Raw genomic sequence first — 25,180 nt, 5'->3', positions numbered from 1 at the left:
CCTCCCTTTTAAACTTCTATTGATATGGATGTTTAAAAAGTCCGGTCGAGATAACCTTCGCATGTCGTCGTTGCATTGCCAGTGCGGTACTCATGTAGGAAAGCTACATTCCGTGTCCTTCTGTCAAATGCGCCTCGACCTGCTCGGTTCTCTCGATCCTCCCTTTTAAACTTCTATTGATATGGATGTTTAAAAAGTCCGGTCGAGATAACCTTCGCATGTCGTCGTTGCATTACCAGTGCGGTACTCATGTAGGAAAACTACACTCCGTGTCCTCCTGGCGAATGCGCCTCGACCTGCTTGATTCTCCCGATCCTCCCTTTTAAACTTTGCTTGATATGGATGTTTAAAAGGTCCGGTCGAGATAACCTTCGCATGTCGTCGTTGTTCTTGATTCTCTTTTTTAAACTTTTATTGATATGAAAACAAACTAGGAGCATAGCTTCTAGTTTGTACTTATTTAAGTATTGGGGGATGAAATATGAATGTTTTAGTAATCGGACGCGGTGGGCGTGAGCATGCTTTAGCTTGGAAGTTTGCACAATCTGCAAAAGTGGAAAAGGTATATGTAGCACCGGGTAATGAAGGTATGCGCGATGTTGCAACACCAGTTGATATTGATGAAAATGATTTTGATGCATTAGTTCTATTTGCCAAAGAGAATAAGGTTGAGTTAACTTTCGTTGGACCAGAAATTCCACTAATGAATGGAATTGTTGATCGTTTTAAAGAAGAGGGACTTCGTGTATTTGGTCCAAATAAGGCGGCTGCTGTTATTGAAGGTAGTAAGGCTTTTACGAAAGAATTGATGAAAAAGTATGATATTCCAACTGCGGCATATGAAACTTTTACAGATTATGAAGAAGCGGTACAATACATTCAAAAAGTTGGTGCACCGATTGTTATTAAGGCAGATGGATTAGCTGCTGGTAAAGGTGTAACAGTAGCAATGACACTTGAAGAGGCATTACAGGCTGTGAAAGAAATGCTACAAGATGTAAAGTTCGGCGAAGCAAGTAAGAAGGTTGTTATTGAAGAGTTTTTAGATGGACAAGAATTTTCATTAATGGCATTTGTGAATGGGACAACTGTGCATCCGATGGCAATTGCGCAAGATCATAAACGTGCTTTTGATGGTGATAAAGGTCCAAATACAGGCGGAATGGGCGCGTACTCTCCAGTACCACAAATTCCAGAATCAGCAGTTCAAGAGGCGATAAACACGGTATTACATCCAACTGCTAAAGCGATGATTGCAGAAAAACGTTCATTTACAGGGATTTTATATGCGGGACTTATTTTAACAAATGATGGCCCAAAGGTAATTGAATTTAATGCCCGCTTTGGCGATCCTGAAACAGAAGTAGTATTACCTCGCTTAGAAAATGATTTAGTTGATGTATGTAACGCTATATTAGATGAAAGTGAGTTAATATTACAATGGTCAGAGGAAGCCGTCATTGGTGTTGTACTTGCTTCGAAAGGATATCCAGAAGTATATAAAAAAGGTGACATTATTAACGGATTAGACACATTGCAAGGTGTAATTGTTTTCCATTCAGGTACAGCGATGAAGCATGGTGACTTTGTAACAAACGGTGGTCGTGTACTATTTGTGGCTTGTAAGGCAAATACTTTACAAGAAGCGAAAGATAAGGTGTATAAAGAAATCGGCAAAATTGAGAGTGATGGTCTATTTTACCGAAGTGATATAGGATATCGTGCAATTGGGCATGAGATGACGAGGAGCTAATATGTAAAAATCCCGCTGAGTTCTCAGCGGGATTTTTTATGCATCTTTATCTTTTTTTAATTTTCCTTTTTGCTTTGCCATTTCTCGAAGCAAATATTCGATGTGTGCATTGACGCTACGAAACTCATCATTCGCCCATTTTTCGATGACAGCGTGTAATTCAGGATCAATACGTAATGGAAAGCTTTTCTTTTTAGCCATAATGATTTACAACCTTTTAGTATAGGCTTCCTGTATTAATAACTGGTTGCGCACCTTTATCTGAAACGATGGCAACTAATAAATTGTTCACCATATTTGCTTTACGCTCGTCATCGAGTTCCAGTACGCCTTCCTCATCTAACATATGGATTGAATCTTTTGCCATCTTCACAGCACCTTCAACAATCTCTTTTCTAGCAGCTAATACTGCTTTTGCTTGTTGACGTTGGAGCATTGCATGGGCAATTTCTGTTGCGTAAGCTAAATGTGTTAAACGAGTTTCTAATACTTCTACGCCAGCAATTTCAAGGCGCGCTTCTAATTCACGTTTTAATTCTTCAGAGATTTCTTCCGTATTTCCGCGTAACGTGATGCAAGTTTCATCTTGGAAATTGTCATAAGGATATTTTGTTGCAACGTGGCGGATTGCTGTTTCACTTTGAATTTCTACAAATCGATCGTAATGTTCAACACCGAACATTGCTTTTGCAGAATCAACAACTTTATATACGATAACGGCTGCAATTTCAATTGGATTTCCCTCAACATCATTTACTTTTAATTTCTTACTATTAAAGTTTTCAACACGTAACGATACAGTTTGACGGAATGCGAACGGAATCGTTAAAAATAAACCATTTTGACGAATTGTTCCTAAGTAATTACCGAAAAATGTAATGACCTTCGCTTGGTTTGGTTGAACAATACCAATACCTGTAGCAAGAACTGCGGCTAAAATAATAGTTAATGCTGCTCCTATGAAAATTTCTTGTATAAGGAAAAATACACCGATAGCGGCTAAAATCAAAATTCCAATAATCCCAAGAAAACCATTAACATAAAATACTTGTTTTTCTTTCATATGATCGCCTCCTGATATAAAAATGATATCACTTTTATATCATTTTAAGCAAGGGGTTTACACCTAATTTTCTGAATTTTATTGATTGGGTACCTCTTATGTATATTTTAAGGTTTAAAACAAGAATGTACGTTCTGTTTTATGGTAAAATAAAGAAGACTTAACCGCCCACTGCAGCAGCTAAGTCTCTTTGAGAGCATCTTGCATCGTGACAAATGATTCAAAGCGGTTTTGCCAGGATTATATCTTCAATCGCTGACTCAATCTCTTTGTCAGAAGCGTCAAAACTTCCGTTTGACCGTGGTTTGTCGTGATTGGAAGTTTGATTCACTTCTTCTTTAGCATGTCCCTTTTCAGTAAAATTCATGCTAGGCATTTTAAATGCCTCCATATTCATGTATTTTCCGAATTTCCACATTTCAACAACAGGACAGAAACGAACAATTCCCTCCGCAATTTTCATTGCACCAATCCATAGCAAGACGTTAGACCAAGTGCACCACGGCTTGCGTACAAGTTTAGCGCTACTACAGCCGAAGAGGATAAGTCCGAGTGTAATTCGAATTAGGGCATTTATTGTACCGATGTTTTGTTTCATTAGAAAAACACTCCTTTTTATGAAAGTTGAAATAGATAATACTATTTCTCTTATTAGTATCCCGTGTGATTTTTGGGATATGTAATCCAACATTTGACGTTGAAAAAGATGTTGGAATGTGCGTGTGTGTAAGTAGCTTTTTTTGTTATAATGAAAGAATGCATAAAAGGAAGTTCAAAATTAAATCCTCTAGTTTGAAAAAATGTGGAAGAGGGAATTCCAAACTTAATTCTCCGTTTTAAACAAATATTTAAGATGAAGTTAAAAAATCCTAATGAAAATAAACTGTTATTTTGAACAGAAATATATAAATAGAGAAAAGAAAGGGTGTTTTCATGTACGATATTTCCGGGTGGAAACATGTATTTAAGCTTGATCCAAATAAGGAGCTAAGTGACGAACATTTAGAAATGATTTGTGAGTCTGGAACAGATGCTGTTATTGTAGGCGGAAGTGATGGAGTGACAATTGATAATGTACTGCACATGCTAGTTAGCATTCGTAGATATGCAGTTCCTTGTGTGTTAGAGGTTTCTGATGTGGAAGCAATTACACCAGGATTTGATTTTTATTATATCCCAAGCGTTTTAAATAGCCGAAAAGTAGAATGGGTAACAGGCGTTCATCATGAGGCTTTGAAAGAATTTGGGGATATTATGGATTGGGACGAAATTTTCATGGAAGGGTATTGTGTTTTAAATCCTGAAGCGAAAGTAGCCCAGCTTACAGATGCGAAATGTGATGTAACAGAAGATGATGTGATTGCATACGCGCGTTTAGCAGACAAGCTATTACGTTTACCGATATTTTATTTAGAATATAGCGGTACGTATGGAGATGTTGAACTTGTTAAAAATGTAAAATCAGAATTAAAACAAGCTAAGTTGTATTACGGAGGCGGTATTTCTAATGCAGAACAAGCGAAAGAAATGGCGCAGTATGCTGATACAGTAGTTGTTGGAAATATTATTTATGATGATATAAAAGCAGCGTTAAAAACGGTTAAAGCAGTAAATAAAAGGAGAGTAGGTGCAGGCGTATATGAGTAAGACAGACAGGTTATTAAATGGTTTAAATCCGCAGCAACAAAAAGCAGTACAAACAACGAACGGACCACTTCTATTAATGGCAGGTGCAGGTAGTGGTAAAACACGTGTGTTAACACATCGTATTGCGTATTTACTTGGTGAAAAAGGTATAGCGCCATGGAATGTACTAGCTATTACCTTTACAAATAAAGCGGCTCGTGAAATGCGCGAGCGTATTGATACACTTGTCGGGCCAGAAGCAGAAGATATTTGGATTTCTACGTTCCACTCTATGTGTGTACGTATTTTACGACGTGATATCGATCGTATTGGTATTAATCGTAACTTTACAATCTTAGATTCAGGCGATCAGTTAACGGTTGTGAAGAAAATCATGAAAGAGCGCAATATTGATCCGAAGAAATTTGAGCCGCGCTCTATTTTAGCGGGTATTAGTAATGCGAAAAATGAATTGTTATCTGCAGATAAATATGCGAAAAAAATTACAATCGCTGATCCATATGAAAAATTAACGAGCGATGTATATACAGAATATCAAAAACGTCTTCTGAAAAATAACTCATTAGACTTTGATGATTTAATTATGACAACGATTCAGTTATTTGAACGTGTTCCAGAAGTACTAGAGTTTTATCAGCGCAAGTTCCAATACATTCACGTGGATGAGTATCAAGATACGAACAAGGCGCAGTACCTTCTTGTTAAACATTTAGCAGCACGTTTTAAAAATTTATGCGTCGTAGGTGACTCAGATCAGTCTATTTACCGCTGGCGCGGGGCTGACATTTCTAACATTTTGTCATTTGAAAAAGACTATGAGAATGCGCAAGTTATTCTGTTAGAACAAAACTATCGTTCGTCACAAAATATTTTAAATGCAGCGAATGCTGTTATTGAAAAAAATTCAAACCGTAAACCGAAAAAATTATGGACAGACAATCAAGTTGGAAGCAAAATCTCATATTACCGTGCTGCAACGGAAAAAGACGAAGCATATTTTGTTGCGAAAAAAATTCGTGACGATATTCAAATGGGAAAACGAAAATATACTGATTTTGCAGTGTTATATCGTACAAATGCGCAGTCTCGTATGGTCGAGGAGATTTTCCTGAAATCTAATATTCCTTACAAGATTGTCGGCGGTACAAAGTTCTACGATCGTAAAGAGATTAAAGACATTTTGGCGTATTTACGTTTAATTGGGAATCCAGATGATGAGATTAGTTTCGCACGTATTATTAACATGCCAAAGCGTGGAATTGGTGTGACTTCTATCGATAAAATTATTAATTACGGTGTACAAAATGGAATTTCATTAACTGCTGTATTCGATGAGATTGAGCATGTTGGAGTAAGTGCAAAAATCACAAAGGCAGTAAAAGAATTCGCAGGTTTATTACACAACTGGGTAAATATGCAAGAGTATTTATCTGTTACGGAATTGGTAGAAGAAGTTATTGAAAAAACAGGCTATCGCGATATGTTGAAAAACGAGCGTACTTTAGAAGCGGAAGGTCGTTTAGAGAACTTAGATGAGTTTTTATCTGTTACGCAAACATTTGAATCTCAAAGCGAAGATAAGAGCCTTGTTGCATTCTTAACAGACTTAGCGCTTGTTGCTGATATTGATCGTGTCGATGAAGATCCAACTGCTGGTGAGGAAGTTATTTTAATGACGATGCACTCAGCGAAAGGGTTAGAGTTCCCAGTTGTCTTTATTGTAGGGTTAGAGGAAGGAATATTCCCACATACTCGTTCTCTAATGGAAGAAGATGAAATGCAAGAAGAGCGTCGCCTTGCTTATGTAGGTATTACTCGTGCAGAAGAAGAGTTATATTTATCCAATGCACAAATGCGTACTTTATTTGGTCGAACAAGTATGAATGCCGCATCGCGATTTATTACAGAAATCCCGGCAGAGCTAGTAGAATCGTTAAATGAAACAGCGCCGAAGCGTGAAACTTCGTTTGGTGCAAAAGGCAGAACGGCTAGTAGCAGCAGAACGACAATGACAACTACAACACGCTCTCGTTCAGCTTTCGCGAGTCCTGCAGCTAAGACGACAGGTGGCGAGCAAATCGGCTGGGCAGTAGGAGATAAAGCTTCCCACCAAAAATGGGGAGTCGGTACAGTTGTCAGTGTAAAAGGTGAAGGTGATGCAAAAGAATTAGATATTGCGTTCCCAAGCCCAATTGGTGTTAAACGTTTGTTAGCAAAATTTGCACCTGTGACGAAACAATAGGAAAGGAATGAGGATATGTCAAAAGAGATAGCAAAACAACGTATAGAAGAACTGCGTGATTTGTTAAATACATTTAACTATCAGTATCACGTATTAGACAATCCTTCTGTTTCTGATGCGGAGTATGACCGTAATATGCAGGAGCTTATAAAATTAGAAGCAGAGAATCCAGAGTTTATGAGCGAAGACTCTCCCTCCATTCGCGTTGGGGGGACTGTTCTTGATATATTTGAAAAAGTAACACATAAGTCACCGATGTTAAGTTTAGGAAATGCATTTAACGAAGGAGATTTACGTGATTTCGACCGAAGAGTACGCCAAGGAATTGATGATGCGAATGTAAGATATATATGCGAATTAAAAATTGACGGACTTGCTGTTTCACTTCATTATGAAAAAGGACGCTTCATTCAAGGGGCAACACGTGGTGATGGTGTAACAGGTGAAGATATTACTCAAAATTTAAAAACGATTAAAGCGATCCCGCTCCGTTTAAATGAAGAAGTAACGTTAGAAGCACGAGGCGAAGCTTATATGCCGAAGCGTTCATTCGTTAAGTTAAATGAAGAAAAAGAACAAAATGGTGAAGATGTATTTGCGAATCCGCGTAATGCGGCGGCAGGTTCAATACGCCAACTTGATCCAAAAATTGCAGCGAAGCGTAACTTATCTATGTTTGTGTACGGTCTTGCGAATGTAGAAGAAAAAACAATTCCATCACATAGTGAATCGCTTGATTTCTTAGGTGAACTTGGATTCAAAACAAATCCAAATCGTCGTACATGTGAAACAATCGAAGAAGTTATAGCTTATGTAGAAGAATGGCAAGAAAAACGCCCGCATCTTGATTATGAGATTGATGGAATCGTTATAAAAGTAGATAATGTTGCTCTTCAAGAAAGTTTAGGAACTACAGCAAAGAGTCCAAGATGGGCAATTGCTTATAAATTCCCGGCTGAAGAGGTTGTAACAAGATTAACAGGCATTGAATTAAGTGTTGGTCGTACAGGGGTTGTAACACCGACAGCAGAGCTAGAGCCAGTGCGAGTGGCTGGTACTATCGTTCGTCGTGCTTCTTTACATAACGAAGATTTAATTCGTGAAAAGGACATTCGAATTGGTGACTATGTTGTAGTGAAGAAGGCCGGGGATATTATTCCTGAAGTTGTGAACGTTATTTTCGATAAGCGTACTGGTGAGGAAGAAGAATATCATATGCCAACGCATTGTCCAGCATGTGAGAGTGAACTAGTTCGTTTAGAAGAAGAAGTAGCACTTCGGTGTATAAATCCAACTTGTCCAGCTCAAATTCGAGAAGGTTTAATTCATTTCGTTTCAAGAAATGCAATGAATATTGATGGACTTGGAGAACGTGTTATTACACAACTCTTTGATGCGGATTATATTCGTACATTTGCTGATTTATATTCGTTGACGAAAGAGCAATTATTGCAGCTAGAACGATTCGGTGAAAAATCAGCAACGAATTTAGTGCAAGCAATTGAGAATTCTAAAGAAAACTCATTAGAGCGATTATTATTTGGCCTTGGTATCCGCCATGTCGGAGCAAAAGCAGCACGTACATTTGCAGAGCATTTCGAAACGATGGATGCGCTTGTGAAAGCAACGGAAGAAGAACTAAAAGCAATTAATGAGATTGGTGAAAAAATGGCTCAATCCGTCGTGACGTATTTTGATAATGAAGACGTATTAGAGTTATTACAACAATTTAAAGAGTATGGCGTGAATATGGCATACAAAGGTATAAAAATTGCTGATTTACAAAATGTTGAGTCGTACTTCGCAGGAAAAACTGTCGTTTTAACAGGTAAATTAGAAGTTATGGGACGTAGTGAAGCGAAGAAGAAGATTGAGGCATTAGGTGGAAAAGTAACAGGAAGTGTTAGTAAAAGTACGGATTTAGTTGTTGCAGGTGAAGCAGCAGGTTCGAAATTAGCACAAGCTGAGAAGCATAATGTTGAGGTTTGGAATGAAGAGAGGTTCTTACAAGAGCTAAATAAGTAAGAGGTGCAAACTTACCATGAAAAAAATAGCATTAGCGGTATTAAGCCTTGGTCTACTTGTAAGTGGGTGTAGTGCAGGTACCGATAAAGATGAAAAAGTGGTTGAGAAATCTGGGAAAGCAAAAGAACAAGCAATCGTTCCGAAGTACTCTATTTCGGATGAATATTATAAGGCGACTATTCCATTTCAAGCAGGAGCTGCACGTGGTTTAGTTGTACAAGGAGTAAGTAATCGTCTTGATATAGATGAATTTGAAACAGGATTAATGCGTATTGCAAAAGAATCCTTTAGTACGAAAGATCATTTCTTTAAAGGTGGAAGTGCTCTAGATGCTCAAAATTTGCAGATGCTTGTTAAAAGAAAGCGTACAGATGCTGAACAAAAGGAACTAGAGGACAAATTAAAAAAAGATGCAGTTAAATTCCCAAATATCGGGTTAAATCCAGCGTTAGGTGGAGGATCTGAATCATTAGAGGCAAAAAATAAAAAAAATCCAATATATATTTCCAATATTTTAGAGCATGATTATTATGTGAAAAAAGGCGAAACAGATGAGCTCCAAGGAATTGTAATTGGTTTAGCAATGAATTCGGTTCATTATTACGAGGAAGAGCATGGTTATCCGCGTGAGGCTAAAATTGAGCAAGAAAAAATGTTAGCTGAAGGGAAAAAAATGGCGCAAGAAGTCTTGAAATTTATGCATGAAAAAAAAGCTGACACAAAAAATGTTCCAATAACATTTGCAATTTATCGTCAGGCTCCAAAGGCTTCACTCGTGCCAGGTAACTTTGTTTCTTATGCGAATGTTGAAAAAGGCAGTGAAACGGTTGAGGATTGGAAACAAATTAATGAGAAATATTATTTGTTCCCATCTGAACAAGCGAAAACAGATAATAAACGTGAAGACCTTGCGAGAGTATCGAACTTTAAAGCAAAACTAAGCGATTATTTCCAAGGCGACTATACAGCTGTTATCGGTACTGGTATGTATAGAGACGATGAATTAAGAGAAATAAAGCTTGATATTCCTGTCCAGTTTAATGGGAAAGCAGAAATAATTGGTTTTACACAATATGTAGCCGGGCTTGTTATGGAATACTTCCCGAATTATATGAAAGTACAAGTAACGATTAAATCTGTAGAAAGCCCAGAAGCGATTATTATACGTGAAGCGAAGCAAGATGAACCGTTTGTGAAAATTTTAGATTAAATAGGAGGGCTGTTCCTTTATGGAACGGCTTTTTTTCTTGAGTAATTTTGTTATAATTTAAAATGTTATAAATAATGGGGGTAAGGGGTAAAGCAAATGGACGAATTAAGTTTTCAAGTCATTATTTTATTAATTGCATTCGGCTTTTTAGCAGCTTTTATTGATTCAGTTGTTGGCGGTGGAGGATTAATTTCGCTTCCTGCACTTATGTTTGTTGGTTTACCACCAGCTTCGGCAATTGCAACAAATAAATTAGCGGCAACGATGGGGACGTTTACGAGTGCAATTTATTTTATTCGATCAGGAAAGGTCGATTTTAAAATTGTAGGAAAGTTAATCCCGTTAACTATTATAGGAGCGGTCTCAGGTGCTTTAGTAGTAAAGTTTATTCCGCCGGATATTTTACGTCCGTTAGTGCTTGTGATGTTGGTGTTTATTGCTATTTATATTATTGCAAAAAAGGATTGGGGAAGTGTATCTACCTATAAGAAGATGACGAAAAGAAAAACATTAATATTTTTCTTTGTTATTTTAATGATAGGGTTTTACGATGGATTTTTTGGGCCAGGGACAGGATCCTTTTTAATTTTTGCATTTTTATTAATTGGTTTGGATTTTATTCAAGCGGCAGCATCTGGAAAACTTTTGAACTTTGTTAGTAATATCGTATCTTTAATTACTTTTTTATTTTTAGACGTAATTCATTTTGAATACGGTATTATTATGGGGTTATCGATGATTTTTGGCGCTTATTTTGGATCAAAGTTTGCAGTTCAAAAAGGTGTTGGATATGTAAGAACTTTATTTTTATTAGTAACTATTTTATTGATTGGAAAAAACATTTTGGAATATACTCATATTTTTTAGAGTTATACGTATGTATAACTCTGTTTTTTTTATTATATTTTAAAAATTTATTAATTTTTAAAATATAAGTCTAGGAATATTTGAATAAATCTAAATTATCGTGTAGAATAATGTTGTAAAATGTAAACGTTTTTCTAAGGGGAGGCTAAAAGGATGGTAGTAGCATACAAACATGAGCCATTTACAGATTTTTCAGTGGAGGCTAACAAATTAGCGTTTGAAGAAGGTTTAAAGAAAGTAGAATCTTATCTTGGACAAGACTATCCATTAATTATTGGGGGAGAAAAAATCACTACAGAAGACAAAATTGTTTCTGTAAACCCTGCAAATAAAGAGGAACTTGTTGGTCGCGTTTCAAAAGCAAGCCGTGAGTTAGCTGAAAAAGCAATGCAAGTAGCGGATGAAACATTCCAAACTTGGAGAAAATCAAAGCCAGAAATGCGTGCAGACATTTTATTCCGTGCTGCAGCAATCGTTCGTCGCAGAAAACATGAATTCTCTGCTATTCTTGTAAAAGAAGCAGGTAAACCATGGAATGAGGCAGATGCTGATACAGCAGAAGCAATCGACTTTATGGAATATTATGGTCGTCAAATGTTAAAATTAAAAGACGGTATTCCAGTAGAAAGCCGTCCAATTGAATATAATCGTTTCTCTTACATTCCATTAGGAGTAGGTGTTATCATTTCTCCTTGGAACTTCCCATTCGCAATTATGGCAGGTATGACAACAGCTGCTTTAGTTTCTGGTAACACAGTATTACTAAAACCAGCTAGTACAACTCCTGTAGTAGCAGCGAAATTCATGGAAGTATTAGAAGAAGCTGGCTTACCAGCTGGCGTAGTAAACTTCGTTCCAGGTAATGGTTCTGAAGTTGGTGACTACTTAGTAGATCACCCTCGTACACGTTTCGTGAGCTTCACTGGATCTCGTGATGTAGGTATCCGTATTTATGAGCGCGCAGCGAAAGTAAACCCAGGCCAAATTTGGTTAAAACGCGTTATCGCTGAAATGGGTGGTAAAGATACAATCGTTGTTGATAAAGAAGCAGATCTTGAATTAGCAGCTAAATCTATCGTTGCATCGGCATTCGGATTCTCAGGACAAAAATGTTCTGCATGTTCTCGTGCAGTAATCCATGAAGATGTATACGACCACGTATTAAATCGTGCTGTTGAATTAACGAAAGAATTAACAGTTGCTAACCCAGCTGTATTAGGTACAAACATGGGTCCTGTTAATGACCAAGCTGCATTCGATAAAGTAATGAGCTATGTTGCAATTGGTAAAGAAGAAGGTAGAATTTTAGCAGGTGGCGAAGGAGACGATTCTAAAGGCTGGTTCATCCAACCAACAATCGTTGCTGATGTTGCAGAAGATGCTCGCTTAATGAAAGAAGAAATCTTCGGACCAGTAGTAGCATTCTGTAAAGCAAAAGACTTTGATCATGCACTAGCAATTGCAAACAATACAGAGTACGGTTTAACAGGTGCTGTTGTTACTAATAACCGTGACCATATTGAAAAAGCACGTGAAGAATTCCATGTGGGTAACTTATACTTTAACCGTGGATGTACTGGTGCAATCGTAGGTTACCAACCATTCGGTGGCTTTAACATGTCTGGTACAGACTCTAAAGCTGGTGGCCCTGACTACTTAGCACTTCACATGCAAGCAAAAACTACTTCTGAAACTTTATAAGAAATAGTAGAAGAGATCTTCGCAGTCTGCGAAGATCTCTTTTTTTTGAAAAACTTTCTATATGTGGATTAAGATAGATATACCTAGAAAAACTAATAAGGGTAATAAGGTTTACTTCAGTAAATAAGATATATTATATTTGTTGAATAGATTCTCTTTAAGGACAAGAAAAGTAGGTGAACAAAGTGGGAAAATATCAATTGGATTACAAGAGTCAGGTAGCTGTGGCAAAGTTTCATGAAAAACAGACGCCTGCCAAATTTGATAAAAAGCAGCAAATTGAAAATTTGCGTGCGGAGTATTTAAAAAAGAAGCAAAAACAAACAGATAAATAATATGTTGCGTTTTTGATAGGAGAAACTAGTTCTGATTACCATATATTACTATTTGGCGATTGGAACTAGCTAAACCCTATTCATATCGGGATAAACATGTAAATAGAAACAAAACAACGAGAAAAGTTGACTTATTAGTCATATTTTTTAGTATTCATTTTAAGGATTTCCTGTATAATACAATTTGAAAGAAAATCTATGGTTTGACAAGAAACACTCTTTTCGGTTTTGCTCACTGAAGGGAGTGTTTTTTTGTAGCCAAAAACTCCTCTGTACTCATTACATTTGCATATACTCCATTTAAACTAGCCAAAATTGTGTTATGAATATAAACGGCTGGTATCGTAGCATTCTTAAAAGAAAGATCTTTTGTAGCACAAGCATCATGTATAACGGTACATGGAAAGCCGAAATCAAAAGCCGCCCTTACGGTAGCATCAATGCACATATGAGTCATCATCCCGCATATGACGACGTGCTCAATATTTAAACGTTGTAATTGTTCTAGAAGATCGGTTTCGCGAAAACTATTTGGATAATGTTTGAGTATAACGGTTTCTTCTCTAAGTGGACGTACGCTCTCATGAATATGTACACCTTCTGTATTGGGTAGGAAAAAAGTAGCATCATCTTTAATTGCTACATGTTGGATATGAAAAATAGGTTCATTTTTCGTTCTAAAGAATTGTAGTAGCTGACTAGCATATTCGCTTGCTTCTGCTGGATTACGCAATTCCATTTTTCCATGTGGAAAATAGTCATTTTGAATATCAACGAGTAAAAGAGCTGTTTTCATATATTTATCTTCCTCCGATTTCATATTCAAATAATGGTATTCAATTTATCCGACATTAACGAGCAGTAAAACTCCCACCTCAAAATTCGGCTGGAGCAAAGAAGTTAGGTGGGAGATCAACTGTCCGTAAATGTCCGATTGGTGAGGGCTAATAATCAGTGGGGGATGAACAAAACCCCCCCACTGATTATAGTTTCACTTTATAGAGAGGATTCTCCTTTTAAAAAATATGAAGGAGGAGAATTTTACATAACTTTAAAAACCAATATTATATTGTAATTTTTTATTTGAAAATTTTAATAAAGAAATAATTAATATTTTTCTAAAAAATGTATTGACTCTTATTATTCTGAGTTCTATAATGAGAATTAATTAAACGACAATTAAATCGATACATTCTTATCCAGAGAGGTGGAGGGACTGGCCCTACGATACCTCAGCAACGGGTTTTTTAATACCGTGCTAACTCCAGCAAGCCTATGAAAGGCTTGGAAGATGAGAAGATGTGAACGAGTACATATAAGTGCTCTCCTTCTTATCTTTATGGTTGATAAGAAGGAGAGCACTTTTTATTTTACCTCGAAAGCTCTACTTCAAGTTTTTACAGCATATAGGAGGGGGAAAAATGATTTCTTTTAAGAACGTAAGTAAAGTATATGAATCAGGTGGGCAATCTGTTCATGCGGTGGATGATGTAACATTATCCGTTGAGAAGGGCGAAATTTTTGGCATTATCGGTTTTAGTGGCGCTGGAAAGAGTACGTTGTTACGCTTAGTAAATATGTTAGAGAGACCGACGGCAGGAACGATTTCAATAGATGATAAAGATATTACATCACTATCGACGAAAGAATTACGGAAGCTAAGACAAAGAATCGGGATGATTTTTCAAAGTTTTAATTTATTTAATTCAAGAACAGTGTTTGGGAATATTGCGTATCCACTAAAGTTAGCAAAAGTACCAAAGAATGAGATAAAAGAAAGAGTAAATGAACTGCTGAAGTTTGTAGGGTTAGAAGATAAAGCAAGCTATTATCCAGAGCAACTATCAGGTGGCCAAAAGCAACGTGTTGGTATTGCTAGAGCACTTGCAACATCGCCAGATATTCTTATATGTGATGAGGCAACGTCAGCTTTAGATCCAGAAACAACGACAGAGATATTAAACTTATTAAAGAAAGTTAATCGAGAATACAATGTAACAATTCTTCTTATTACACATGAAATGCACGTTGTGAAAGAAATTTGTCACCGTGTAGCTGTAATGGAGAAGGGAAAGGTTATTGAAGAAGGAAAACTGTTTGACGTTTTCACACAACCGAAAACAAAGACGACTCAAAACTTTGTACGTTCTATTATTAATGATCATTTACCAGAAAGTGTTCTAGGGAAAATTCAAAACGGAGGACAGATTTATCGCTTAACATTTACTGGTGAGGAGACAGGGCAACCAGTACTATCATATATCGCAAAAAACTATAACGTCGATGTAAACGTGCTTTACGGAAATATTATTGAACTTCAAAATGTGCTATTTGGAAATCTACTTGTAGAGTTGCAAGGTGAGCAGAAAGAAATTCAAAAAGCATTACAACATCTAAGACTGCAAGTGCAGCTGAAGGAGGTAGAAGCTCATGCGAGTTGATTGGAGTATATTTTGGCCTCGCATTGTAGATGCGACGGGGGATACCCTCTTAATGGTAATCGTAACCCTTATATTCGCTACAATTCTTGGTATACCTCTAGGTTTACTTTTATATGTAACGAGAAAAGGAAACTTTTTAGAAAATAAATGGGTCTTTTCTATTCTTAATATCATTATTAATACAATTCGTCCGGTTCCATTCATTATCTTCTTAGTAGCTTTAAGTCCACTAACAAGAAGCGTTATTGGAACGACGATTGGAACAGCAGCAGCGATTTTCCCAATGACGTTAGTTGCATCAATCGGTATTGCTAGAATGGTTGAAACAAATCTTGTTTCAGTTCCAAAAGGAGTCATTGAAGCGGCTCAAGCGATGGGTGCTTCACCAATTAGAATTGTTTTTGAAATCCTTGTGCCAGAAGCGTTAGCTCCATTGATTTTAGGAGTTACATTTATGACAGTTGGTTTAATTGAATTTTCTGCAGTTGCTGGGCTTGTCGGTGGTGGCGGTCTTGGTGACTTAGCAATGACATATGGTTATCAACGTTTTGATACATCAGTTATGTTCGTAACGGTCGTTTTACTTATTATTCTCGTACAGGTAGCTCAAAACTTAGGAAACTACTTTGCGAAAGTCTTTTTACGCAGATCATAAAAAGGAAGAGGGGAAAAGAAGATGAAGAAAATTTTAGCATTTGCATTATCAGCGATTGTAGGAATTTCAGCGTTAAGCGGCTGCTCAAGTGGGGACACGGGGGCAGGAGCGAAAGAGAAAACAGTTCGCGTAGGTGTAACCGGAACAGATGGAGACGCTTGGGAAATTTTAAAGAAAAAAGCTGAAAAAGAAGGAATTAAAATTAAACTGGTTGAGTTCTCTGATTACACAACGCCAAATAAAGCGTTAGCTGATGGAGATATTGAACTAAACTCATTCCAGCATATTGCTTTCTTAGAGCAATTTAAAAAAGAGCATAAGTTAGATATTACAGCTGTTGGGACAACGCAAATTGCACCAATGGGCTTATACTCTGAAAAACATAAGAAAGCAAGTGAAATCCCAGATGGTTCAGAAATTGCGATTCCAAATGATCCAACGAACCAAGCACGTGCATTAAAACTTCTTGATGCAGCTGGATTAGTAAAGCTTAAGAAAGACTTTGGCTTATTTGGAGATCCAAGCGGCATTGCTGAAAATCCGAAAAAGTTAAAAATTACACCGGTTATCGCACAGCAAACACCTCGTGTATTAAAAGATGTAGCAGCTTCAGTTATTAATAACGGTGTTGCTGGTCAAGCTGGGTTAGATCCAGCGAAGGATCCGATTTTCTTAGAAGATCCAAAGAATGAAAATGCGAAGCCATATATTAATATTTTTGCAGCTCGTACGAAAGATAAAGATGATCCAACACTGAAAAAGGTAATTGAACTCTATCATTCAAAAGAAGTAACAGATGCAATTAAGAAAGAAACAAATGATGGTTCCATTTCAGTAGATCTTTCACTTGAGGAGCTTGAAAAAATCGTAAAATAATTATCGGGTTTAACGATTAACAGTAGGAACCCCTCCGCTGTTAGCTCGTTCAACATATAATCTACTTAACAAACAAAACCCTAATTCTGTACCTTCCAATTTTGTATAACGTAGAATCCAATGTTTGTTAAGTAGAGTGATGGACCAGGAGTTTTCCTGGTCCTTTTTTGTTATTCGATTACGATACTTTTCAAATTGTCTTCGTGATGCTCTTGTTCTTTCGGATAAGCAGCTAGCTCCTCTTGTAAAATGTTCAGCATTTGCTTAGCTGATTGCTGGATTGGTGCAGGTAACTCTTCTAATATATTCATACCGACTTTTATTTTTGTATGAATTATCTTCCTTAGTAATTCCTCACGCATGCACTACACCTCCAAATCGAATGTTTAGTACATCATCTTCGAATTTTGCTCCTTGAATAGAAAGGTGTGTTAACGTTTTGGGTAATGTGATGTTCCGCTTAACAGAACCAGCACGAATGATAAGCTCATCACCTTTTTGATTTAATGAAAGTTCACTTTTGTTTGAGAAGGGAATGGATAGTACAAAAATATATTCATCACCATCTTTTTTTACATATTGAGTACGGCCGTTAAATTTCACTTCAGTAGGACTATAATCCGTTTTAAATAAAGCATCTCCAACGCGTTCTAACATAGGCAAGCCAACAACTTCTTGTTCAAACATTGGAGCTTCATAAATAGGAAGCGGATCAAAACTATTTTGAATTAATGTTTTATATTTCTTTTGCGTATCTTTCCATGCTTGAAAATAAGGATCGGTGACAGTGTTAGGGATGACGCGGTTAATCATAATCGCATCTACGTTATAATCGTATAAATTTAAATACGTAAAGCTACGCTGAGCCTCTTTAATGACCATTTTTTCGGGATTTACAACGATGCGGATACTTGTTACGTCTCGGTTTGATAAAATATCTCTCATTTCTCCAAGCTGTTCAAGTGTATTTGTTAATTCGTCCATAATATCATCGGTTGGAAGGGGGACACCAAGAAGTGGTTGAGCTACAGGGCGAACAACTTTTAAAACTTTTCTTTTAATAGGAAAGAGTTTTTCCATCCACCAGCCAAGCATGTCTGGAAAGCTGAGCATTGCTAATGTTTCTCCTGTTGGAGCACAATCAATGATAATAACATCATATGTGTTTTGTTTATAATAATCGAGTACGCGGAGTAAGCTAATTAAATCTTCCATACCAGGAAACATCGTTAACTCTTCTGTTGTAATATCATCAGCTGCTTTGGAAGTGAAGAGTAGTGTAATATATTTTTGTAATTTTCCCCAGCCTTTTTCCATCTCATAAATTGTATTAATTTCTTGTGCCCACAAATTTTTACGAATTTCTAGTGGCTCAGAAGATAACTTTATACCAAATGAATCTCCTAAACTATGGGCTGGGTCTGTGCTCATTACTAATGTTTTTAATCCCTGTTTTGCGCTTTGAAGTGCTGTTGCTGCTGAAATGCTAGTTTTTCCTACTCCGCCTTTACCTGTATACAAAATAATTCTCATCATTCTATCCCCTTTATTTCGAGTATCGGATATTACGAGTTACGAAATATTTTTTCGAATAAAAACCCTAGTAGGATTTTTATTCAATCGGAATGTTTTTCATTTTAGGTGTAGAAACCTCTTCTTCTGTTTTTTGCTGTGACGTAGCAATGTGGTTCATAATCTTTTGGAAGATTTGTAGTAAAAATGCTTTTTCTTCTTCTGATAATGCTTCTGTCACTAGGCTAAAGTAATGGGCTGCATTTTGTTTTACTTCTTGAACGAGCATTACGCCGTGTTCTGTTAAACGAATTAATACAATGCGTCGGTCGTTTTCATCACGGTAGCGTTCAATATATCCCTTTTTTACAAGGCGATTTACAACACCTGTCGTTGTACTCATCGGTATATCAAGAAGGTCAGCGATTTTTGTCATTGTAATATCTGTATTTCGTTCCATCCAAAGTAAACAAAATACTTCTGTTTTAGAAAGTGTTAAATCTAAGCTTACCCATTCCTCAGGATAGAAAAGTTTCTTGGCGTTATCTAGCAGTAAGTCTAAAAAATGTTCGTATTGCAACAATTAATTCCACTCCCGTATATTTCGAGGTTCGTAATATTTGTTTTTATTTTATGCAGAATTGAAATAAATGTCAATATTTTTAACTGTTTTTTCAGATTAGACAGAAAACTAACTTTAAAATAGTATTATTTTATGATAGATTTATAAATATAAAACTAGAATTTACATAAAGTGAAACTTTAATCAGTGGGGATTTTCTTCATCCCCACTGATTATTAGTTGAACCAATCGGACTTTTATGGGCAGTTGATCCCCCACCTAACTTCTTTGCTTTCGCTGAATTTTGAGGTGGGGGTCTTATTGCCCATTAAAGTGGGATGAAAATCCATTATGGTAAATATACTTATCTATAATGGATGTACAGCTAACGAGGGGGAGAACGATGAGAAGACGTAATACGCAAGCGTTCACGTTTTTAGCATGGACTTCATTTGTTTGCGCGCTTTCAGGTATGCTAATTGGAATTTATACGTTAGATGAAACGCTTAGTGTAAAAGGATATTATTTAATTGGAACATTATTTTTAACGATGTCTTGTTTTGTATTACAAAAAACAATTCGTGATAATGAAGAAGATAACGAGAGATTTCCGAAAAATAAACCGTTAGATAAAGAGTAAATTGTAAAGAAAGGCGTTTGCCTTTCTTTTTTTATGTAAAAATGCCGTAAGTGCCGTGTGTTGACTTGCTTGAAGTACTGAAAATTTGGTATCATCAATAGTATTGTAGATTGAACGATATATTATGGAGGTGGCCTAGCCGTGTCAAGAATTTCCGTTGAGAATGTAAAGCACGTAGCACATTTAGCACGTCTTGCAATTACTGATCAAGAAGCTGAAAAATTTCAAAAACAACTAGATGCAATTGTTACATTTGCAGAACAGTTAAATGAATTAGATACAACTGATGTAAAACCAACAACTCATGTATTAACGATGAAAAATGTTATGCGTGAAGATGTACCAGAAAAAGGTTTACCAGTTGAAGAAGTATTAAAAAATGCACCGGATCACAAAGATAATCAAATCCGTGTTCCAGCAGTATTAGAATAGAGGAGGGGAATTTCGATGTCATTATTTGATCATTCCGTATCAGAGTTACATAAGAAGTTAAACAACAAAGAAATTTCCGTTACAGATTTAGTAGAAGAATCTTACAAACGTATTGCGGATGTTGAAGATAACGTAAAAGCTTTTCTTACATTAGATGAAGAAAACGCACGCGCGAAAGCGAAAGAATTAGACGCGAAAATTGGTGCTGAAGATAATGGTTTATTATTCGGTATGCCAATTGGTGTAAAAGATAACATTGTAACTAACGGTCTTCGTACTACTTGTGCGAGCAAAATGTTAGCAAACTTTGATCCAATTTATGATGCAACAGTTGTACAAAAGCTAAAAGCTGCTGACACAGTTACAATCGGTAAATTAAATATGGACGAGTTCGCAATGGGTTCTTCAAATGAAAACTCAGGTTTCTATGCTACAAAAAATCCATGGAACTTAGATTACGTTCCAGGCGGATCTAGTGGTGGTTCTGCAGCAGCTGTAGCAGCAGGAGAAGTATTATTCTCTCTAGGTTCTGATACGGGTGGTTCTATCCGTCAGCCAGCTGCATATTGCGGCGTTGTAGGTTTAAAACCAACTTACGGACGTGTATCTCGTTACGGATTAGTTGCATTCGCATCTTCACTTGACCAAATCGGACCGATTACACGTACAGTAGAAGATAATGCATACTTATTACAAGCTATTTCAGGTATTGACCGTATGGATGCAACTTCTGCAAACGTTGAAGTAGGAAACTACTTAGCTGGTTTAACAGGCGACGTTAAAGGTTTACGTATTGCTGTACCGAAAGAATACTTAGGAGAAGGTGTTGGCGAAGAAGCTCGTGAGTCAGTACTAGCTGCTTTAAAAGTATTAGAAGGTATGGGCGCAACTTGGGAGGAAGTATCTCTTCCACACTCTAAATACGCTCTAGCAACGTATTACTTATTATCTTCTTCTGAAGCATCTGCTAACCTTTCACGCTTTGATGGCGTACGTTACGGTGTTCGTTCTGATAATGTAAATAATTTATTAGACCTTTACAAAAACACACGTAGCGAAGGTTTCGGTGATGAAGTAAAACGTCGTATTATGCTTGGTACATTTGCACTTAGCTCTGGTTACTATGATGCATACTACAAGAAAGCACAACAAGTACGTACATTAATTAAAAACGACTTTGAAAATGTATTTGCTAACTACGATGTTATTATTGGACCAACAACGCCAACTCCGGCATTTAAAGTGGGCGAAAAAGTTGATGATCCAATGACAATGTATGCAAACGACATTTTAACAATCCCAGTAAACTTAGCGGGTGTTCCAGCGATTTCTGTTCCATGTGGATTTGGTGCTAACAACATGCCACTTGGTCTACAAATCATTGGTAAACACTTCGATGAAGCGACAATTTACCGCGTTGCACATGCGTTTGAGCAAGCAACAGACTATCATACAAAAAAAGCAAGTCTGTAAGGAGGCGAGCATAGATGAATTTAGAAACAATTATTGGTTTAGAGGTTCACGTTGAGTTAAAAACAAATTCGAAAATTTTCTCTGCGAGTCCAACAGAATTCGGAGCGGAGCCAAATACACAAACAAGTGTAATTGACTTAGGATACCCAGGGGTACTTCCTACTTTAAATAAAGAAGCAGTTAACTTTGCAATGAAAGCTGCAATGGCATTAAACTGTGAAATCGCAACGGAAACGAAGTTTGACCGTAAAAACTATTTCTACCCAGATAATCCGAAAGCTTACCAAATTTCTCAATTCGATAAGCCAATCGGTGAAAATGGTTGGATTGAAATCGAAGTAGACGGTAAAAAGAAACGTATCGGTATTACACGTCTTCATTTAGAAGAAGATGCTGGTAAATCAACGCATACAGCTGATGGTTCATTAGTAGACTACAATCGTCAAGGTATGCCTTTAATCGAGATCGTATCTGAGCCAGATATGCGTACGCCAGAAGAAGCATATGCATACTTAGAGAAGTTAAAATCAATCATTCAATACACTGGCGTATCTGATTGTAAGATGGAAGAAGGTTCCTTGCGTTGTGATGCGAACATTTCCCTTCGTCCTGTTGGACAAGAGAAGTTCGGTACAAAAGCGGAACTGAAAAACTTAAACTCATTCACTTACGTACAAAAAGGTCTTGAGCACGAGCAAGTGCGCCAAGAGAAAGAATTGTTATCTGGTGGTATCATCCAACAAGAAACACGTCGTTATGATGAAGCAACGAAGAAAACAATCTTAATGCGTGTGAAAGAGGGATCTGACGATTACCGTTACTTCCCAGAGCCAGATTTAGTTGAACTTTACATCGATGATGAGTGGAAAGAAGAAATTCGTGCTTCGATTCCAGAACTTCCAGATGCACGTAAAGCTCGCTACGTTGCAGAAATTGGCTTACCGGCTTATGATGCACACGTATTAACATTAACGAAAGAAATGTCTGATTTCTTTGAAGCAACTGTTGCAGACGGTGCTGATGCGAAATTAACATCAAACTGGTTAATGGGTGAAGTACTTGCATACTTAAACAAACAACAAAAAGAATTAAAAGACGTTGCATTAACGCCTGCTGGTTTATCTAAAATGGTTCAATTAATTGAAAAAGGTACAATTTCTTCTAAAATCGCGAAGAAAGTATTTAACGAATTAATTGAAAAAGGTGGAGACCCAGAAGAAATCGTTAAAGCGAAAGGTCTTGTTCAAATTTCTGACGAGGGTACACTTCGTAAAGTTGTAACAGAAATTCTTGATAACAATGAACAATCTATCGAAGACTTTAAAAACGGTAAAGACCGTGCAATTGGCTTCTTAGTTGGTCAAATTATGAAAGCTACAAAAGGACAAGCTAATCCACCGCTTGTTAACAAAATCTTACTTGAAGAGATTAATAAGCGATAATAGTAACAACTTTTAAAGATTAAGCAGAAAAACACCCGTACATGGGTGTTTTTCTAGGTTAATCAAACGTTTGTTTAAATGAGAGAAGATCGTTTAAACAAACGTTTGATTAACTGTCAAAAGTGTAAAAATGTTTGTATAGCAACTATGGTATGATAGTTGCAAAAAGGTGGGAATAATGATAAATCTAGACATAGAGGTTTTTTTTCATCTCATGAAATAATAGATAATTATTATTCGTTATATGTAAATTGTTGTGAGGAAATAGATGGACATAAATTTTTTGTCAAATAAAACAAAACCATTGAAATGAATATTTACTTTTGATGGACTACACGAATCGGGTTCTTACTGCCTGTTTGAGCGAGATAAAAGAAGGATAGGAAGATGAGAGGAGGTAGGCATGGGAATACTGAATAGAAGTTCGGTATGTTCTTTTTTGATACATAAAGAAATTTCCTGTGCTAATAAATGATGAAGCGAGCAAGAATTATTTATAATCCTACTTCTGGGCGCGAGCTATTTAAGAAGAGCTTACCGGAAGTATTACAAAAATTAGAACAAGCTGGATATGAAGCGTCTTGTCATGCGACAACTGGTCCTGGAGATGCGACTGTGGCTGCGAGGCAAGCTGCGGATCGTAAGTTTGATGTTGTTATCGCAGCTGGTGGTGATGGTACATTAAATGAAGTGGTGAACGGTTTAGTAGGACATGAACATCGTCCAAAGTTTGGAATTATTCCAGTTGGAACGACAAATGATTTTGCGCGTGCGATCGGTGTACCTCGTGTTATTGAAGAGGCTGCGGATATTATTTGTGAAGGGAAAACAGTTCCGTTAGATCTTGGTAGAGCAAATGATACATATTTCATTAATATCGCTGGTGGCGGCCGTATTACAGAATTAACATATGAAGTACCAAGTAAGCTAAAGACAGTATTAGGCCAACTTGCTTACTATTTAAAAGGAATCGAAATGTTACCATCATTACATCCAACATATGTTGAAATCGAGTATGATGGAAAGTTGCTACAAGAAGAAATTACGATGTTTTTAATTACGAATACTCGTTCAGTGGGCGGTTTTGAAAAGGTAGCACCATATGCATCAATTAACGATGGGTTATTTGATTTATTAGTACTGAAAAAAGGTTCTATTGCTGACTTAATTAAAGCTGCAACACAAGCGCAGCGTGGTGAACATATTAACAATCCAAAAGTGTTATACACGCAAGCAAACCGAATTAAAGTGCATTCACCAGATAAACTAATGATTAATTTAGACGGTGAATACGGTGGAGATGCACCGATGGAATTCGAAAATATATATCATTGTCTTGAACTATTTGTTCCTGAACATCAAGAGGATGCCCTGTAAAGGCATCCTTTTTATTATATAGAGGAATTGTAAATTGGAAGTTAGTTTGATTTTTATGGTATTTTTACAATTCGTTTATGTTATATCCATACTTTATTGATACACTGGAGGAGATAAGAAACGAGAGGTAGGGTGCTATGGAGAAGGTAAAAGCAATACTATTTGATAAAGACGGGACGTTAATGGATTTTCACTCAATTTGGATAAAAGTAGCTGAAGAACTGGTGGCAGAATGTATAAATTTATATCAACTTCCAAAGTCAATGCAGCCTACTTTATTAAAAGAGATCGGTGTAGATGGGGTATTTGTGAACCCTCGTAGCGCAATAGCGGCAGGAACAAGCCTTGATGTTGCAAAAGGGCTTTGTAAGTATATTACGTCATCTAAGGAAGAAGAGATGCATGAGTGGGTAAGTGAAAAATTATTTTCCCTTATGTACGAGCACCGTTCCTATATGAGAATGACGGCAGATTTACCAAGAATTTTACAAAGTTTAAAGGATAGAGGATTTATTTTAGGCGTTGTTACAGCTGATGATTTCGCACCGACAGAATTATTTTTAAAACAGTATCAATTAGAGACTTATTTTGATTATGTTGTAGCTTCAGATACGTTTCCGGCACAAAAACCAGATAAAAGAATTGTAGAATCGTTTTGTGAAAGGTTTCATTTAGAGGCGTGTGAAGTAGCGGTCGTAGGAGATACTCCAACTGATTTACATTTAGCGAAAAATGGCGGCGAGTGCTATGCAATTGGAGTACTATCTGGTACAGGAGATCGTCAAACGTTAGAACCACTTGCGGATTTAGTAGTACAATCTGTTGGGGATTTTATTTCTCATTCAGGTGAGTTTATTTGGGAACAAGGAAAGTCTAATGTGTAAGAAAAATAAGTCTATTGGGACTCTCAATGAGTCTTTATAGACT

24 protein-coding genes and 1 riboswitch are annotated in these 25,180 nt (G+C 36.8%); of the genes, 17 read left to right on the top strand and 7 right to left on the bottom strand.

The window, feature by feature from the left end:
• Positions 1 to 481: 481 nt before the first annotated feature.
• Positions 482 to 1,753: a phosphoribosylamine--glycine ligase gene (purD, locus tag PDL00_RS20630; RefSeq protein WP_270730935.1), complete on the top strand. Its 1,272-nt coding sequence runs from the start codon at positions 482 to 484 to the stop codon at positions 1,751 to 1,753.
• A gap of 36 nt (positions 1,754 to 1,789) precedes the next feature.
• On the opposite strand, the gene PDL00_RS20625 is transcribed toward purD, so the two are convergent.
• The 3 genes from PDL00_RS20625 to PDL00_RS20615 form a co-directional block, all read right to left on the bottom strand.
• Entirely contained in the window at positions 1,790 to 1,954 is a 165-nt protein-coding gene (locus PDL00_RS20625) for a toxin-antitoxin system HicB family antitoxin (RefSeq protein WP_001085171.1), read from the bottom strand.
• Positions 1,955 to 1,970: 16 nt separating this feature from the next.
• Complete coding sequence (locus PDL00_RS20620; RefSeq protein WP_000660678.1) at positions 1,971 to 2,816, bottom strand: SPFH domain-containing protein; 846 nt, start codon at positions 2,814 to 2,816, stop codon at positions 1,971 to 1,973.
• 220 nt (positions 2,817 to 3,036) lie between these two features.
• The gene (locus tag PDL00_RS20615; protein ID WP_270730934.1) at positions 3,037 to 3,414 is read right to left on the bottom strand and encodes a YgaP family membrane protein; all 378 of its coding nucleotides are present in this window, start codon (positions 3,412 to 3,414) and stop codon (positions 3,037 to 3,039) included.
• Between the two features lie 335 nt (positions 3,415 to 3,749).
• Between PDL00_RS20615 and PDL00_RS20610 the strand changes: the two genes are divergently transcribed.
• From PDL00_RS20610 to PDL00_RS20580, 7 genes are all read left to right on the top strand, one after another.
• Positions 3,750 to 4,463 carry a heptaprenylglyceryl phosphate synthase gene (locus tag PDL00_RS20610; protein ID WP_270730933.1) on the top strand — a complete coding sequence of 238 codons (714 nt, stop codon included), beginning with the start codon at positions 3,750 to 3,752 and terminating at the stop codon, positions 4,461 to 4,463.
• The gene (gene pcrA, locus PDL00_RS20605) at positions 4,456 to 6,705 is read left to right on the top strand and encodes a DNA helicase PcrA (protein WP_270730932.1); all 2,250 of its coding nucleotides are present in this window, start codon (positions 4,456 to 4,458) and stop codon (positions 6,703 to 6,705) included. Before PDL00_RS20610 ends, pcrA begins: the two co-directional genes overlap by 8 nt.
• A 15-nt stretch (positions 6,706 to 6,720) precedes the next feature.
• Positions 6,721 to 8,730: an NAD-dependent DNA ligase LigA gene (ligA, locus tag PDL00_RS20600; RefSeq protein WP_242256745.1), complete on the top strand. Its 2,010-nt coding sequence runs from the start codon at positions 6,721 to 6,723 to the stop codon at positions 8,728 to 8,730.
• A gap of 16 nt (positions 8,731 to 8,746) precedes the next feature.
• A complete protein-coding gene (locus tag PDL00_RS20595; RefSeq protein WP_242256748.1) occupies positions 8,747 to 9,940 on the top strand; it encodes a CamS family sex pheromone protein in 1,194 nt (397 codons plus the stop codon).
• A 96-nt stretch (positions 9,941 to 10,036) separates the two neighbouring features.
• Positions 10,037 to 10,807 carry a TSUP family transporter gene (locus tag PDL00_RS20590; RefSeq protein WP_242256750.1) on the top strand — a complete coding sequence of 257 codons (771 nt, stop codon included), beginning with the start codon at positions 10,037 to 10,039 and terminating at the stop codon, positions 10,805 to 10,807.
• A 153-nt stretch (positions 10,808 to 10,960) separates the two neighbouring features.
• Positions 10,961 to 12,508 (top strand): L-glutamate gamma-semialdehyde dehydrogenase, encoded by a 1,548-nt coding sequence (pruA, locus tag PDL00_RS20585; protein WP_000259556.1) that lies wholly within the window; start codon positions 10,961 to 10,963, stop codon positions 12,506 to 12,508.
• 185 nt (positions 12,509 to 12,693) lie between these two features.
• Complete coding sequence (locus PDL00_RS20580) at positions 12,694 to 12,843, top strand: hypothetical protein (RefSeq protein WP_000521652.1); 150 nt, start codon at positions 12,694 to 12,696, stop codon at positions 12,841 to 12,843.
• 232 nt (positions 12,844 to 13,075) lie between these two features.
• Here PDL00_RS20580 and PDL00_RS20575 read toward each other — a convergent pair whose 3' ends face one another.
• Positions 13,076 to 13,639 carry a cysteine hydrolase family protein gene (locus tag PDL00_RS20575; RefSeq protein WP_242256753.1) on the bottom strand — a complete coding sequence of 188 codons (564 nt, stop codon included), beginning with the start codon at positions 13,637 to 13,639 and terminating at the stop codon, positions 13,076 to 13,078.
• 396 nt (positions 13,640 to 14,035) lie between these two features.
• A riboswitch (SAM riboswitch) is annotated at positions 14,036 to 14,141 on the top strand.
• A gap of 123 nt (positions 14,142 to 14,264) precedes the next feature.
• On the opposite strand from PDL00_RS20575, the gene PDL00_RS20570 reads away from it, so the two are divergent.
• Genes PDL00_RS20570 through PDL00_RS20560 form a run of 3 tightly spaced genes read left to right on the top strand, consistent with a single transcriptional unit; the run spans position 14,265 to position 16,815 of the window.
• Positions 14,265 to 15,284, top strand: coding sequence for a methionine ABC transporter ATP-binding protein (locus tag PDL00_RS20570; RefSeq protein WP_270730931.1), 1,020 nt, complete (start codon positions 14,265 to 14,267; stop codon positions 15,282 to 15,284).
• Positions 15,274 to 15,939, top strand: coding sequence for a methionine ABC transporter permease (locus PDL00_RS20565; protein WP_001261881.1), 666 nt, complete (start codon positions 15,274 to 15,276; stop codon positions 15,937 to 15,939). Before PDL00_RS20570 ends, PDL00_RS20565 begins: the two co-directional genes overlap by 11 nt.
• Before the next feature lie 21 nt (positions 15,940 to 15,960).
• Positions 15,961 to 16,815 (top strand): MetQ/NlpA family ABC transporter substrate-binding protein, encoded by an 855-nt coding sequence (locus PDL00_RS20560; RefSeq protein ID WP_242243089.1) that lies wholly within the window; start codon positions 15,961 to 15,963, stop codon positions 16,813 to 16,815.
• Between the two features lie 170 nt (positions 16,816 to 16,985).
• On the opposite strand, the gene PDL00_RS20555 is transcribed toward PDL00_RS20560, so the two are convergent.
• From PDL00_RS20555 to PDL00_RS20545, 3 genes are all read right to left on the bottom strand, one after another.
• Positions 16,986 to 17,177: a DUF3926 domain-containing protein gene (locus tag PDL00_RS20555; RefSeq protein WP_242256757.1), complete on the bottom strand. Its 192-nt coding sequence runs from the start codon at positions 17,175 to 17,177 to the stop codon at positions 16,986 to 16,988.
• Complete coding sequence (locus tag PDL00_RS20550; protein ID WP_242256759.1) at positions 17,170 to 18,351, bottom strand: ArsA family ATPase; 1,182 nt, start codon at positions 18,349 to 18,351, stop codon at positions 17,170 to 17,172. The genes PDL00_RS20555 and PDL00_RS20550 overlap by 8 nt, the downstream gene beginning before the upstream one ends.
• A 76-nt stretch (positions 18,352 to 18,427) precedes the next feature.
• Entirely contained in the window at positions 18,428 to 18,910 is a 483-nt protein-coding gene (locus tag PDL00_RS20545) for a MarR family winged helix-turn-helix transcriptional regulator (protein WP_242256761.1), read from the bottom strand.
• A gap of 382 nt (positions 18,911 to 19,292) precedes the next feature.
• Here PDL00_RS20545 and PDL00_RS20540 point away from each other — a divergent pair, with 382 nt between their 5' ends.
• From PDL00_RS20540 to PDL00_RS20515, 6 genes are all read left to right on the top strand, one after another.
• On the top strand, positions 19,293 to 19,529 hold the full coding sequence (locus PDL00_RS20540) for a YiaA/YiaB family inner membrane protein (RefSeq protein ID WP_001254393.1): 237 nt from the start codon (positions 19,293 to 19,295) through the stop codon (positions 19,527 to 19,529).
• Positions 19,530 to 19,670: 141 nt separating this feature from the next.
• A complete protein-coding gene (gatC, locus tag PDL00_RS20535) occupies positions 19,671 to 19,961 on the top strand; it encodes an Asp-tRNA(Asn)/Glu-tRNA(Gln) amidotransferase subunit GatC (RefSeq protein ID WP_000086999.1) in 291 nt (96 codons plus the stop codon).
• A 15-nt stretch (positions 19,962 to 19,976) separates the two neighbouring features.
• Positions 19,977 to 21,434 (top strand): Asp-tRNA(Asn)/Glu-tRNA(Gln) amidotransferase subunit GatA, encoded by a 1,458-nt coding sequence (gene gatA, locus PDL00_RS20530; protein WP_000051449.1) that lies wholly within the window; start codon positions 19,977 to 19,979, stop codon positions 21,432 to 21,434.
• A gap of 14 nt (positions 21,435 to 21,448) precedes the next feature.
• Positions 21,449 to 22,876 carry an Asp-tRNA(Asn)/Glu-tRNA(Gln) amidotransferase subunit GatB gene (gene gatB, locus PDL00_RS20525; RefSeq protein WP_046958896.1) on the top strand — a complete coding sequence of 476 codons (1,428 nt, stop codon included), beginning with the start codon at positions 21,449 to 21,451 and terminating at the stop codon, positions 22,874 to 22,876.
• A 471-nt stretch (positions 22,877 to 23,347) separates the two neighbouring features.
• On the top strand, positions 23,348 to 24,253 hold the full coding sequence (locus PDL00_RS20520) for a diacylglycerol kinase (RefSeq protein WP_242253121.1): 906 nt from the start codon (positions 23,348 to 23,350) through the stop codon (positions 24,251 to 24,253).
• A gap of 137 nt (positions 24,254 to 24,390) precedes the next feature.
• Entirely contained in the window at positions 24,391 to 25,137 is a 747-nt protein-coding gene (locus PDL00_RS20515; RefSeq protein WP_242253123.1) for an HAD family hydrolase, read from the top strand.
• Positions 25,138 to 25,180: the final 43 nt, after the last annotated feature.

Origin of the sequence: Bacillus cereus group sp. TH152-1LC (assembly GCF_027710505.1) — a bacterium.
GTDB classification, from domain to species: domain Bacteria; phylum Bacillota; class Bacilli; order Bacillales; family Bacillaceae_G; genus Bacillus_A; species Bacillus_A mobilis.
The sequence above is the reverse complement of the archived record's forward strand: the minus strand, read 5'-3'. Positions and strand labels throughout refer to the sequence as shown.

Coding starts and splice junctions, on each gene's coding strand:
- purD (WP_270730935.1), top strand. CDS start 482: ATGAATGTTTTAGTAATCGGACGCGGTGGGCGTGAGCATGCTTTAGCT.
- PDL00_RS20625 (WP_001085171.1), bottom strand. CDS start 1,954: ATGGCTAAAAAGAAAAGCTTTCCATTACGTATTGATCCTGAATTACAC.
- PDL00_RS20620 (WP_000660678.1), bottom strand. CDS start 2,816: ATGAAAGAAAAACAAGTATTTTATGTTAATGGTTTTCTTGGGATTATT.
- PDL00_RS20615 (WP_270730934.1), bottom strand. CDS start 3,414: ATGAAACAAAACATCGGTACAATAAATGCCCTAATTCGAATTACACTC.
- PDL00_RS20610 (WP_270730933.1), top strand. CDS start 3,750: ATGTACGATATTTCCGGGTGGAAACATGTATTTAAGCTTGATCCAAAT.
- pcrA (WP_270730932.1), top strand. CDS start 4,456: ATGAGTAAGACAGACAGGTTATTAAATGGTTTAAATCCGCAGCAACAA.
- ligA (WP_242256745.1), top strand. CDS start 6,721: ATGTCAAAAGAGATAGCAAAACAACGTATAGAAGAACTGCGTGATTTG.
- PDL00_RS20595 (WP_242256748.1), top strand. CDS start 8,747: ATGAAAAAAATAGCATTAGCGGTATTAAGCCTTGGTCTACTTGTAAGT.
- PDL00_RS20590 (WP_242256750.1), top strand. CDS start 10,037: ATGGACGAATTAAGTTTTCAAGTCATTATTTTATTAATTGCATTCGGC.
- pruA (WP_000259556.1), top strand. CDS start 10,961: ATGGTAGTAGCATACAAACATGAGCCATTTACAGATTTTTCAGTGGAG.
- PDL00_RS20575 (WP_242256753.1), bottom strand. CDS start 13,639: ATGAAAACAGCTCTTTTACTCGTTGATATTCAAAATGACTATTTTCCA.
- PDL00_RS20570 (WP_270730931.1), top strand. CDS start 14,265: ATGATTTCTTTTAAGAACGTAAGTAAAGTATATGAATCAGGTGGGCAA.
- PDL00_RS20565 (WP_001261881.1), top strand. CDS start 15,274: ATGCGAGTTGATTGGAGTATATTTTGGCCTCGCATTGTAGATGCGACG.
- PDL00_RS20560 (WP_242243089.1), top strand. CDS start 15,961: ATGAAGAAAATTTTAGCATTTGCATTATCAGCGATTGTAGGAATTTCA.
- PDL00_RS20555 (WP_242256757.1), bottom strand. CDS start 17,177: ATGCGTGAGGAATTACTAAGGAAGATAATTCATACAAAAATAAAAGTC.
- PDL00_RS20550 (WP_242256759.1), bottom strand. CDS start 18,351: ATGATGAGAATTATTTTGTATACAGGTAAAGGCGGAGTAGGAAAAACT.
- PDL00_RS20540 (WP_001254393.1), top strand. CDS start 19,293: ATGAGAAGACGTAATACGCAAGCGTTCACGTTTTTAGCATGGACTTCA.
- gatA (WP_000051449.1), top strand. CDS start 19,977: ATGTCATTATTTGATCATTCCGTATCAGAGTTACATAAGAAGTTAAAC.
- gatB (WP_046958896.1), top strand. CDS start 21,449: ATGAATTTAGAAACAATTATTGGTTTAGAGGTTCACGTTGAGTTAAAA.
- PDL00_RS20520 (WP_242253121.1), top strand. CDS start 23,348: ATGATGAAGCGAGCAAGAATTATTTATAATCCTACTTCTGGGCGCGAG.
- PDL00_RS20515 (WP_242253123.1), top strand. CDS start 24,391: ATGGAGAAGGTAAAAGCAATACTATTTGATAAAGACGGGACGTTAATG.